This window comes from Lysinibacillus sp. A1, from assembly GCF_000801965.1.
GTDB classification, from domain to species: Bacteria; Bacillota; Bacilli; order Bacillales_A; family Planococcaceae; genus Lysinibacillus; species Lysinibacillus fusiformis.
This window is the reverse complement of the sequence record NZ_JSZM01000005.1, coordinates 39,045-51,488: the sequence shown is the minus strand read 5'-3', so window position 1 is coordinate 51,488 and position 12,444 is coordinate 39,045. Positions and strand designations below refer to the sequence as shown.

The 12,444-nt window shown below is 34.1% G+C and carries 10 protein-coding genes; all 10 read right to left on the bottom strand.

The window, feature by feature from the left end:
• Nucleotides 1-11: 11 nt before the first annotated feature.
• Nucleotides 12-1,460: a discoidin domain-containing protein gene (locus PI85_RS03415; RefSeq protein WP_036124494.1), complete on the bottom strand. Its 1,449-nt coding sequence runs from the start codon at nt 1,458-1,460 to the stop codon at nt 12-14.
• Nucleotides 1,461-2,801: a LamG domain-containing protein gene (locus PI85_RS03410; RefSeq protein WP_036124496.1), complete on the bottom strand. Its 1,341-nt coding sequence runs from the start codon at nt 2,799-2,801 to the stop codon at nt 1,461-1,463.
• On the bottom strand, nt 2,801-3,967 hold the full coding sequence (locus tag PI85_RS03405) for a discoidin domain-containing protein (protein WP_036124498.1): 1,167 nt from the start codon (nt 3,965-3,967) through the stop codon (nt 2,801-2,803). The genes PI85_RS03410 and PI85_RS03405 overlap by 1 nt, the downstream gene beginning before the upstream one ends.
• Entirely contained in the window at nt 3,968-5,041 is a 1,074-nt protein-coding gene (locus PI85_RS03400; RefSeq protein ID WP_036124500.1) for a hypothetical protein, read from the bottom strand. It abuts the gene before it with no gap.
• Between the two features lie 17 nt (nt 5,042-5,058).
• The gene (locus PI85_RS03395; RefSeq protein ID WP_144422596.1) at nt 5,059-5,400 is read right to left on the bottom strand and encodes a hypothetical protein; all 342 of its coding nucleotides are present in this window, start codon (nt 5,398-5,400) and stop codon (nt 5,059-5,061) included.
• 18 nt (nt 5,401-5,418) lie between these two features.
• On the bottom strand, nt 5,419-6,018 hold the full coding sequence (locus tag PI85_RS03390) for a hypothetical protein (protein WP_036124504.1): 600 nt from the start codon (nt 6,016-6,018) through the stop codon (nt 5,419-5,421).
• Nucleotides 6,019-6,142: 124 nt separating this feature from the next.
• Nucleotides 6,143-6,892, bottom strand: coding sequence for a hypothetical protein (locus PI85_RS03385; RefSeq protein ID WP_036124505.1), 750 nt, complete (start codon nt 6,890-6,892; stop codon nt 6,143-6,145).
• Nucleotides 6,893-6,958: 66 nt separating this feature from the next.
• Nucleotides 6,959-8,107 (bottom strand): hypothetical protein, encoded by a 1,149-nt coding sequence (locus tag PI85_RS03380; RefSeq protein WP_036124507.1) that lies wholly within the window; start codon nt 8,105-8,107, stop codon nt 6,959-6,961.
• Between the two features lie 27 nt (nt 8,108-8,134).
• Complete coding sequence (locus PI85_RS24795) at nt 8,135-8,620, bottom strand: PAAR domain-containing protein (protein ID WP_036124508.1); 486 nt, start codon at nt 8,618-8,620, stop codon at nt 8,135-8,137.
• An 11-nt stretch (nt 8,621-8,631) separates the two neighbouring features.
• Nucleotides 8,632-12,444, bottom strand: a complete 3,813-nt coding sequence (locus PI85_RS03370) for a phage tail spike protein (RefSeq protein WP_036124510.1) — start codon at nt 12,442-12,444, stop codon at nt 8,632-8,634.

Genomic DNA, 12,444 nt, shown 5'->3' with positions numbered 1-12,444 from the left:
TCACCTCATTTTCAACTAAAACTAATGCTTAGTGGTTTTTTGTCTAACTCTTTTATCCAAACTTTATCTTCATTCTCTGAGACATCTGTTTGTAATACATAATTATTTTCATGTATAGTTCTATTCATTGGGGGTGTGTTAGACATACCATAATCTAAAATATTTCTCATGGAGCATGATGGTAATTTATAAGACCTTAATCCTTTAAAGCCAAATGTAATATCACTTATTCCGATATAAGGCGCACCATTATTAGACTCAATGAAAATTCTTATATATTGGAATTTTTCATAGTTTTCAAATGAAAAGGTTTTTATTTCTTCTTGTGTCCAAATCAAACTAGTAGCATAGTATAATTCTTTCCAACTAGCATTATCATTAGAACCTTGTATTTTTAAATTTTTAGGATTAGCTGATATTACGTATGCAGAAGTTATGGCAGAAGATATGCCTTGAATACTAACCGAGTCAATATTTACTTTTTCACCAAAATTAAGAGTTATCCATTGATTTGTTGTACTTCCATTGGGTGCTAACCAAGAAGTTTTAATGTCTCTGTCAAAAGCTTTCCAAGCATGGTAAGCAACGCCATAGACACCACTAGAACTCACAGAAAAGGGGGGAGGGGAAGTATCAGAGGTTAAAATAAAGTCCAACTTACGTTCAACTTCTTCAAAAGAGTATCCTTTGAGATTTGATTGGAACAAAAATTTGTTTACAAGCCAACCATACAACCCTGAGTAAACACCAATCCCTTGAATAATTTCATCAAAATTTGTGATATGATACTTAGAATCAAAAGTACATTTATTATATACATTTACTCTAGTTCCTTCTGAATAAAAGGTGAAGTTTGTAACACAATTTTCTAATGTTGTTGAGCCTATTCCTGAATAGCTACTAGTAAAATTCTTTTGTACATCAAATATACAATTTACAAACTTAATAGTAGCACTAGTGCTATTCCCATACATTAAACTAGGAGATACGTTTGTGTTGTATCTTATAACGCAATTGTGTACTTCACCCCTAACGTTTGCGCCTGCATAGCAAATTGAGGTTTCATAATTAAGAGTTCTACTACCTGTATTAAAATCAAATATAATCTGATATGCTCTTGTACCTGCGTTTTTGAACATAATACAATGTGTATCTCTATTACTATGTTTTGTGCCATCACATAGAAAGACTGTTTTTCCTTTTTCACCAATAAAAGATATTGCTTTATTATCATCCCAAAGTCCACCTGAATCATAAGCTCCTGCAATTCTAGTAACATCATGAGTACCTGCTTTTGCAAAAATAGCGTCACCATCTGTGGCACATTTAGAGACTGCATAATTTACAGTTGCAAAAGGAGAGGATAGTGAGCCATCATTTGTATCCAATCCTTTTGTTGAGTCAACATAATAAATATTATTAAATGTTAACACTTGTTTATTTATTTTTATAGTAGGCACTTATTTCACCTCAATTCCTATGCTTCTAATATCAAAATATTTCTTTAAATCTATAGTTTTAGTAAATACTTTACCTGTCTCACCATCACCTAAAATCTCATTTTCATTTACCATTGCAGGGTCTAGTCTTGTTAATTCTCTATCGAATAGGGGAGCTAGATTGTCCATACCTTCTTCTGAGAACTGAATATAGTTTGGAAGACTGTTAGATACTGTTAGTATTTTTTTGGGGAAGTATTCAATCATAAAAGAGGTATTGTAATAAGTTCCATCACTAACATATTGGCTTTTGTCTTTACATACTGTTCCAGTATTCTCACTTTGTGGATACCATGCCATTAAATTATCTGAAACACTATCTATATCAGATAGTTGGAACATGTTTTTTGATATTTGTAATTCTGTTCTAGCAACAGACCAAATTCTTGAGTCTTTTAATTCTCCATTAAAATACTCTATATATCCCGAAGTTGCGGCAGGATTAGCTCCCAATGAAAATATAGCAGATGTGCTTCCAACTGTTCCACTGTAGGCAAGCTCACTCACCTTAGTACCATTAACATACAATTTAATAATATTTCCATCAAATGTTGTAGCCAAATGTGACCATATGTTCAATGGAAGCATATCTCCATAGCAAACCCTATACGCACCATTTATATAAAATCTAGCATAGGGTTTTCCATTTAAAAGACCAATAGAGTGTCCTCCATTTTCAACATTTGACATAATATCTTGATTTGTACTAGAGAATGTGTATGGCTTCACCCAAGTTTCTAATGTTACCACGTTATATTTGTGGACTTTTGTTGTTCGCATACGAGAGCTTGTGCCATTGTAGAATACTGAGTAGTCTTTTCTCTGTGAAACTTTTTTATACTCGCCATCATGTAGAATAAATGATTTATTTACTATCATTTTTTGTGCGAAGAACTCTGAGAATACAGGGTATCTTGAAGTTGAAGTAGCAATTCTGTAAGTTCCTGCTGATATTTTTCCTGTCATATCCAACCAAACAGTAGCATTTAAGGGGCAATTCGATTCTTTTAGATTTACAAAATTTCCATCATTTTGTTTTTTTTGAATGAATACTTTCCCTGTACCTGAGTTACCACCACTATCTGAGTAATATCCACCACAAGCCCACAAAGTAATTTCTTCGCTACAAGAAAATTCAATATAGCCATTTATATTTAAGAGTGTAGCGTTTGATAGTCCATCACCTACTACACCATTTAATAAAATTGACTTTGGGTCTGCTCCTTCGTGATATGAGGACAATATAATAATATTAGATTCATCCTCACCTTTTAAATGAGGGGGTCTTCCTTGTCCTGCCATTATTTCACCTCAACTCTAATACTCCTAATATCAAAATATTTCTTTAAATCTATAGTATTACTGAATATCTTGCCAAATTCACCAGCATCTAAAATGTCTTTTCTCTGTGTCATTGGGATTGGCTCTAATTTTCCAACTCTACGGTCAAGTAGGGGAGATAGATACATACCTTTTTCAAGGAATTGGTTTGATTTAGGGAGAGTGTTTGAAACTGTTTCCCAATGTGAGGGAACAGCAGATAGGGCTTTTCCTATTAGTTCAATTTCTCCAATGGCAATAATTACACCACCATTGTTGCTTTCAACTAACAAACGATAGAAGATAAAACTATTGCTATTATTGAATAAATACTTTCTAGATTCTCCACTTCCCCAATTTATTTGATTGCTTATAGAGATTATTGTTTCCCAATTACTCCCATCATTTGAACCCAATAAATTAAAATCCTTTGGTGAGTGTGTATCATACCCTAAACCATTTCTTGAAGTAACTTTTAGCTCTGCCAAAATTCTAGGAGAATTAAGCTTTACCTGTATCCACGCATTTGATACCACACCATTTTCAGTCATCCATGCTGTTGTCTCAGATAAAATGCCATTAAATGCCCTCCAAGAAGGAAAACTGCTTTGTTCTGAACTAGAGGAAATAACAAAAGGTGCAGGGGCGCTGTTACTAGTCATTACAGGAACAACGTTGGTGCTTGTGTATTCAGGTGTCCCTATATCCCATTTTTTATATGCACCATCTTGATAGATAAATGATTTATCAGGAACATAGTGTGTTTTCAACTCAATCTCTCTTACATATGTCCAATAAGTACCACCCCCTGATTGATTGTTTCTACCTTTAATGGTTAGCTTATCGCCTTTTTTTATTTTTAACATAGATAGTGGTTGGTCTACATTCTCTGCAAAAGCTCCTAAAGGCACATCGTTTAAAAGTACCTCTCTATCAACAAGTGCATAACCGGTTCTGATTACTTTAATGCAGTCAATATATAGCTTTCCCTCTAAACCACTGAAAACAATATCTATAGTAGCTTTTTGACCATTATAGTAACCTAAATAGGTAGTTTCAGTTCCATCAAATACTTCTGAGTTACCACTAAGTATGCTTCTTCTGTCGCCTTTTCCACCCCAATTGTCATAGCTTGTTACAATATCCATTTACAACACCTCTAATCTGTCTATTCTTTGCCATTGGCTACGAGTGATTTTTTTTCTGTGTAAACTTCCTGTGTCTGACCAAGTTGAATCTAACTCCTTGTCATAAGTGTAATCACGTTTGAGACTTAAAGATGTTGTACCTTCTCCATAGAAATCTAATTCTCCTAAGCCTGTGTATGAAGCATGTCCATTGTTTTCAGTGAATTTAAGTCTATATGCTTTATAAGTATCTTTGTTTGAAATAGAGTATTCTTTGTCTTGATAACCTACTGTCCATGATTGATTAGTTTGAGTATCTAAGTTCACCCAAGTTCCATTAGTACCATTTGTAGTATCTAAGCTCCCTTGAAGAACCCATGACTTAACCATACCTGATAGCTGACCACTAGTACCACCTGCGCTTCTTACCTTATATTTACTAACTCTAACAGGATTGTTAAAATAGAATCCTACAAAACCTGTTAGAAAACCATTTCTAGAAAGATAACCTTCAGCTTTGTTTGCTTTATCAAAAGCATACCAAGCTGAATAACTACTACTATACTCTGTTTCTGAGAACGCAAAACCCAATGAGGATGAAGTGTTTGATGTTAATTTAGGAACAACATATCCACCTATTTTTACTTCCTTTTCTTCAAGAAATTCATTGATATTAAAGTCTCTCTTAGCAATAAAGAATAAGTCAGTTACAAACCCTGCAAACAGGTCAATCCTTACCTGAATAAACTGTTTAGTAGCAGATTGAATAGTTCCATCTTCCGCAATAGCAACCCAATCAGACCAATCATAATTGTTTGATGAAACTCTTGTTAACACAGCGAAAGAGCTTGCACCATTTACTATGCTGTCTGTAAATACTTTCTCGAAATCTTGAAAAATATCTCCTAGATTAATAACATCAGAAGTCCACGAGCCTTGCTCTACATAGATAGGTTTTCCTTCACCATCTACATCAATATCCACTAATTCTAAAAAACCAGTGTCTTTGTTGATCTTAGTTTTATCATGTGTTCCGGAGACACCAATCGATAAACCTATTTTTTTCTTCTCTGTATTGCCACCTATAAGAGCCATATGAGCATTTTCCTTTCTTAATTGTTGAGTATGATTATATGGTCATCTTGTCTATCGCCTGTATCAATAGATTCGATGCCACCCATAAAAGTAACAAAACTCCCACTTAAGTTTGTATATGAATTATCTAAGAACAACACCAATAGTTTTTTATTTTTAGGTGCTTTAATTTCTCCAATTTTGGCGTTTAAACCGTTTTTAACAAGGTCGTCTATTAGCTTGTTTAGTGAATGTTTTCCTGTTTCTATTGTGTAAACTTTTTCATTTGAAGACTCAAATAAAGATAGCTTGTTATTAGAGGTTGTTATTTCTAAGGAATCATTTTTATCGGGAAGATGTAACCAAAATCGTTTCATCATGTATTTCCTCGCTTTCTATTATTTGATTGTCCAATTAATTTGACCTGCTCGATTGGCTTCTAAAGGGGCATAGAAGCGTTCCACCTCAATCCCTCTTGTTTTGAATACCAAATGACCGTCCATTGTTTTATTGGAAGTTAGCTTAACTTCAATGAACGCACTCTTATTAAAGGGAATTGAGACAATAGGCTGAAAGAATAATTGAACATCATCTTTCCTGTAAGTTGTTTTATAGCCAAAATTAATGGACTTTATATCTGAGCGTTGTACAGCACCCTGTACACCATTGAAGTCCGAGTAGGCTTCTTTATATGTAATAAGGTCTTTGTCTGCAAAATTTGTTGTTAAATGAAACGTTTTTCCGTTTTCATCAATATACTCGATTTCAATTCTTTTACCACTTAGGTTAAAAGAGCCATCGGTCATTTCGAAGAAAAATTTCATTCCTTGACCAAACAAACCAAAACGTATGACCTGATTTCTCTGAATTAAATAATAATCATTTTTCTTATGCGTGAGTAGGTCATACTCAGCATAGTTTTTACCATTTACATAATCAGCATTCCAATTAAAAGGAATGCCGATTGCTTGAGCATTTTCTGAGCTTGAGAATAACATTTTTATCATCTCCTTCATTGCATTGAAGTTTTTCTTTTAATAAATCCATAAAAAAAGGGTAGGGGAGAAATCCCCTTACCCTTTAGAATAATTATTTTATTTCTTAAATATGATTATGTTCCTTTTACACATAACGGTATGAAACGCGTTGCATTAACAGATTTTTACCTGCCGAAGCGGTCATAGGCACATCTGCGAAAACAGAAATCTGGACAAAGTTACCGCCTGCAAAGTCTGCATTACTACCATTAACGTCAGTGTTGTTAGCTAAACCTAAAATCTCTTTTGCATTAGGTTTTTTCTCAATTTGAATAGCCATATATTCTACCTTTCCATCAAGTACAGGATTTCCCTCAACTTTCACCCATGATGTAGGCTCTGTTACATCTGTAGTACCTGCTTTTGTTACTTTATAAATGAAACCATTGGCTACTGTTGGTTGAACATAAGTATCTAATGTCAAATCCTTAGAAGCTGACCAAACATGAGCAGTCGCAGCATTCACATTTGTTGTAGTACCTGTTGTTCCTAAATCCTTAGTTCCAGGAGGGTTGACTGTATTAACGCCACCTTTACCAACAGGTGTCCAACCATTTTCATTCAAGCTATCAACACGCACATTAAACCAGTTGTCACGAACAGCTTCAACGACATTCCCTTGGCTACCATCCCCGCCTTGACGGTCACGAGTAGTGAAAACTACTTCCTCCATCTTAGAAACATCTTCTGTACCACCACGATTATTCCAAATATAAAAGACTTTTATGTGTGAATGAGAATCTGCATCGACAGTATTGTAGTTTACTGTGTTTTTTACTTCGCTTGCTTTTGTGTTAGCACCTTCATACCATGATACTTGAGGTTGGTTTGTCATTTTAAATTCCTACTTTCCTTGTATTATTTAAATTAAATTGTGAGGGTATTATGAGTGAGTTATAAATTATTTCAATGCTACTTTTACATTGACAGATAAATTTTGTGCATCAACAGAAAAAGAAGGGATGTATAGTCTAAACACATCTCCCTTCTTCACCGAACTGTCCCTTAATGTATATGCTTGATTATTTAAATAACGATCTTCATCAATGATTACTGGGTTGACTGTAATATCCAGCCAATCAATGAAGTTCGATGATTTTTGTAATTGAATAGGGGTAGGCATTGAACCTAAAATAGAAATCGATGCTTGAATATCAACAATTTCACCGTCCCAATCAAATATGATATGTGGGTCTTGAACGCCTTGCAAAATATCTTTTGGAATAATGAATACAATTGTTTTCTCATTTACAAATTCAGTTATGTTTTGAAGCTTTACGAATTGTTCTTTACTCATTAATCCATTTATTACTTCGTTGGCTAATGGAACATTTCCACCTAAGGCATCGATAGGAATCCATGCCTTTCCATTCCAACGATAACGTATGCCTGTATCAAAAACCTGTATTGTCCATCCAACTTCAGGGTGGGGGAATTTTTTAGCAATGTCATCATATGTATGAACAAATGGTTGATAAATTAAAACTGTTGTTTCGTATGCATCTCTTACTAGTTCAGTTGCTTCATTAGCATTGTGAGTGGCAATTAAAGCCTGGTCAGTGGCATGATTGGATTCATTAATAGCAATGACCAGTTTTTTTAAGTATTCTTCATAGTTATCTGTTCGATCAATTAGATCTTGAACTTGTATTTTACTTTTTTCAATAATTTCGTGCAGTGTTTCGGTAGAATTGGTACCATCATAATGGACAATTCGTGTCGAGGGGTAAAGGATTAAACCTCTTCCTTTGTACACCATTGACATTGTTTCTGCTTCCTTCACTGCATGGAAATAAACAAATCCATTAGAATAGTCTACATAAAATTCATTTTTTTCTAATTTGTGCTTGATGAATTTTTCATAATTAATTTCAAACATACCTGAAATTCTAACCTTATACATTTCATCAGGTATTTCTAATAAAAAAACACGTTGATTGACAACACGAGCGATATCCAGTCGATCGATATATGGGTCGCTGGGTGTTCCTTTGCGCCAAACGATATGAATAGGATTATTAAATTCTAAATAATTAGTAGGCAGTGACAATTTTCTCACCTCCTTTCCAAGTGAATTTTAATTGGCAAACACATTATTAGATCCTTCTTGTATAGAAGCACTGGAGCTTGCATGTGTTCTTACAGAATCACCTTTTCTAGCAAGCTGTTTACCACTCACAAATACCTTGGAACTACCTGAGCTTACAGAACCATTGGCACTAGAATGTCCACCGCTGACATAAGACCAGCCACTTGGAACAGTATATGAATCTTGTTCTTGTGTTTTGGCACCTGAAAATGAAACTTCCTTACCATTCACAAAAACAGTAGGTGCTCCATCATCAATGGTCCCTTCCACAGTTGCGTCGATATCTAGCTCATCATAGGGCGAGCTAGGTGGGATTTCGATACCAAAACAAACATCTCCCACCCAATAGCCTCCATAATATTGACCATCTTTATATTCTGGAACACACTGGGGCTTATTAGGTTTCCTTACTTTAACGTGCTTACTAGCAATAGAGCTACTTATTTTATTACCTCTTACTGATACTTCAGGCATGCTAACACTCCTTAGTTTAGATCAATACGAGTACCATTTAATTTAATGCCTGTTGCAGACATAGTCATCGTATTACTTCCAAATTTTAATTCTAAAAGTGAGTTATTCATTGTGATACTACCGCTCCCACCTTTAATTGATACCGTCCTAGGTGAATTAATCTCTATAGATTTTGTGCTTTCAGTGTTTAAATTAATAGAGTGTTTTTCACCAGTTTCATCTATATACTCAGTAAAGAAACCTTGAGAGGTTTTATATTGCTTAGCTTTATTATTGTTAGTATTATTACCTGAACCACTACCCCAAATAGCAATAGGATAGGCTTGTGATCCTGAACCCTCAAAATACATTTCATATTTAACATTTTCCGATGAACCATTTTTGGTAATAAATCTTAAAAATTTTTGTTTAATATGGACATAATTATCAGGGTCCATAGGGTCATAAGTTCTGAGTCTAGTAACCGTCAAATCAGAGATAAAGCTATCATCGTCAGCTAATTCTTCAAGAATCGACTCATCTAGCTCACCATTCATAATGAAAAGCTTTCGTGCATACAAGTGTCCATCTTTATTTACCCAAAATCTAGGCTCATGATTGACATCAATTGCAATACCCTCATTAGCATTGAGGCGAATTTCCTCACCGCTATTCCCATTAATAGTGATACCATCATTTTGGTCAAAGATGATCTTTTCACCTAAGAAACCATCAACTATTTTAAGGTTGTGCGTAGTTATGTCTTTTGCATAAAGTCTTCCATCTGTCCCTACGTAAAATTTCTTCTGACCATCGACATAAATGGAGATAGCTTCATTAGCATTTAATCTAATTTTTTCACCATTTTTCCCATTAATAGTAATACCTTCATCCCAATCTAGGGTAATGGCATCGCCTAAATCACCATCTACAATTCGAAGATTTTTTGTTACCAATCCTTCAGCGTATAGTGTCCCGTCTTCCCATTTAGAGTCACCTAAAGTGGCAAATAGTTTACTAACCCATTTACCATTTTCCCATTTCTGCAGCGCAAGTCCATTAGTGGCATTTAGATAAGCTCGATACTTCCCATCATTCCGAACAGCGATAAAGCCAAAATCATTCATCATGAGATTGTTGTGATATCTACCCATTGTGAGACCTGAATAGAATAAGGAATCCTCAATTTCTTGTCTTAATCTAGTCGCTTCATCATAGTAATTTTTAAATTTCTGCACAAAAATACCACGATTCTCAATGGGACTCGTGGATTCTGTCAGTGGATCAGTCATATCAATATTTAAGAAGGATGATTCAAGGTAACCAGTATTTATGATTTTGATATAATTGGACATGTAAGTTGTTAACTCTAAATATGCATTTTTTATGGCACTCGTCGAATACCTGTCTGTAGTAGAGTAAACGGTAGGGAAGGTTTGAGTTGCAGTATTAAAAGCACCATCAATATCTGAAACATTATCTCTCTCACTCCGGATGTATTTTTGTGCCTGTTGAAGAAGCAGCTTGTAGTCTGAATGGATTTTATATAATTCTTTAATGAGCTCTAATTTTTCAAGCGTCGTTAATTTGCCATCTGCTACAATTTTGTCAAATAAACCAATATTAAAATAGTTATTTTCAGCATCTAAGATCACTTCATCAAGATTATTGACAATCTTAATATTCTCAGCAATCATGTTTCTAGAGTAGAGAGTACCATCTGTATTAGCCCATAACACCTTTTTCCATTCTTCATTATCTTTCTGGCTCACAGAAAATCCTTCACAAGTAGTTAATGCAACCCTTGTTACATCATTCCACGATATAAGTCCGAAGCATTCATGGTCCTGTGGAATTAAGTTTCCTTGTTCATCTTTTGTATTATTAGAAACTAACCCTAAATACATGGTTTCTTCACCATGCCGATTATAAATGGTAGTTCTTGAGCCCTGTGTTATCCATATACCAGATTCATCTTCAATCATCAAATTAACACCAGATATAATCTTCCCAAAAATACGCTCACCAAAAATTCCATCCTTTGAAATTGCGTGTTTCCATGACTCGCCATTATCATTGGTGATAGCAAGAAATCCATTTTGTATAACAAGCCAGCTTAATGGATCTTCTAAATCTTTTACAATAATGCCCCGTTCGCTTATTTCTATCTGCTGGTTATAACCAGCCATGACAGCATTTTTTAATGCATCCCATTTATTATTGATGATATCGTTAATGGCCCCGTTGTTCTGCTCGGACAAATTCCACTTCCATTTATCCATCTGAACAATTGTAGATGTATTGCCTGCTTTATTAAGCTGTTCTAACCAATTATTGTCTTCATCAAATTCATTTTCGATAACAAGAGAAATACTTTCATTTTCAAAGTCATGAGTAATTTCCGTAATTTTGGCTTTTATATCTACTTGTAATCTATCATATCTAACCCTAATAATGTCTCCTAAACCTAACTTGTCCCAATCATTTTGGCATTCAACGATGGATAGAAAATCAATTAAGTTCATATCTAATCTGATTTTTGGCTCTAAATATTGTCTGAATATTTCCTTACCGTCTTCCATTAAGTCCTCATCATCAACAATTGAATCATTAGTATATTCTTTTTCTATTTCAAAATCGGATAGCTCGGCTAACTGCTCAACTGTAAAGTTATGTTCTCTAGTTAATTTTTCCTGTAACGCAAGTAAATCATTTACGTAATCAGAAAGCTGATAGTTTAAATCTCTAATAAAGGCTTCTTGATTGGAGATCTCTAATCGTTTGGCCTCTAAACGTTGAATAATGTCTTGATGTTTTGGAGTTGAGGAATGAAAATTTGCATTTGATAAATCTAATTCATCTTCAATAAGGACTCTTTGGGAATTCAGGGTACTTAGTTTTTGTTCCTCTGTTTGGATAATGGAATTTTGTGTAGTGACCATTGTAGTTAAATTAGTAAACTTCTCTGATAAGGATTCAACCAACGCCTGATAGTCTTCTAATGCAATGCATAAACCATCTGTTAAATATTTAGAATGACTGACAACAATCCCGTTTTCACGTTTGAAAGGGTAGAGGTAGTATCTGTAATCTTCGAGATAGGATTGACCGGTAGGATTTAATCGATGTATAGATAAGCCATCTTGTCCATACACTTTTAAGCGAGTGATTGTATCAATTGTGTTTGTCGCTAAATTGAATGACTCTAAATATTTTCCATCACGGAGGTGGAAGCCTTTATCTTTACCAATATTTTCGGGTTTATAGAAATTGATTTCATATTTTATTGAATCCCACACAATTAAAGCATTCCAAACTTTTGCTAAATCATAAATAATTTCTAAAATATTATTTGATGCAACCTCATAGCTTCGATAAACCTCCTCGAAGGAACTGTCAACATAGCCTAATTTCCATTTTGTATTTACGGAAGATAAAATATCAGTAATAATTTGAGACAATGTTTTACTGACTACTTCAAATTGTCTTATATTTTTATCACTTAATTGGACACCGAGTGACAAAGCAGTATAACTAATATACTCATCATCACTATATGATTTACTGGATTCGTTCATTAAAAAGTATTCAGTGGTTTGTCCATATTTCAATTTGAAAAGATACCTGTTTCTTATTTTATCAATATTTTTATTTTCAAAAGGAATCCCATCTTCCATTAGAACAGTAGGTATTTTAAATGAAATTTCATTTAGGACCGAAACCTTAGTACTATAATTGATATCATATGCCTCACTAATTCTGGCAATTGTTTTTTTATCAGGGCTACATAAAAATATTCTTGCATCATCTGGTTTTAAACGGTAATCTATTTCACCTAATTTCAA

Coding starts and splice junctions, on each gene's coding strand:
- PI85_RS03410 (WP_036124496.1), bottom strand. CDS start 2,801: ATGGCAGGACAAGGAAGACCCCCTCATTTAAAAGGTGAGGATGAATCT.
- PI85_RS03405 (WP_036124498.1), bottom strand. CDS start 3,967: ATGGATATTGTAACAAGCTATGACAATTGGGGTGGAAAAGGCGACAGA.
- PI85_RS03400 (WP_036124500.1), bottom strand. CDS start 5,041: ATGGCTCTTATAGGTGGCAATACAGAGAAGAAAAAAATAGGTTTATCG.
- PI85_RS03395 (WP_144422596.1), bottom strand. CDS start 5,400: ATGATGAAACGATTTTGGTTACATCTTCCCGATAAAAATGATTCCTTA.
- PI85_RS03390 (WP_036124504.1), bottom strand. CDS start 6,018: ATGTTATTCTCAAGCTCAGAAAATGCTCAAGCAATCGGCATTCCTTTT.
- PI85_RS03385 (WP_036124505.1), bottom strand. CDS start 6,892: ATGACAAACCAACCTCAAGTATCATGGTATGAAGGTGCTAACACAAAA.
- PI85_RS24795 (WP_036124508.1), bottom strand. CDS start 8,620: ATGCCTGAAGTATCAGTAAGAGGTAATAAAATAAGTAGCTCTATTGCT.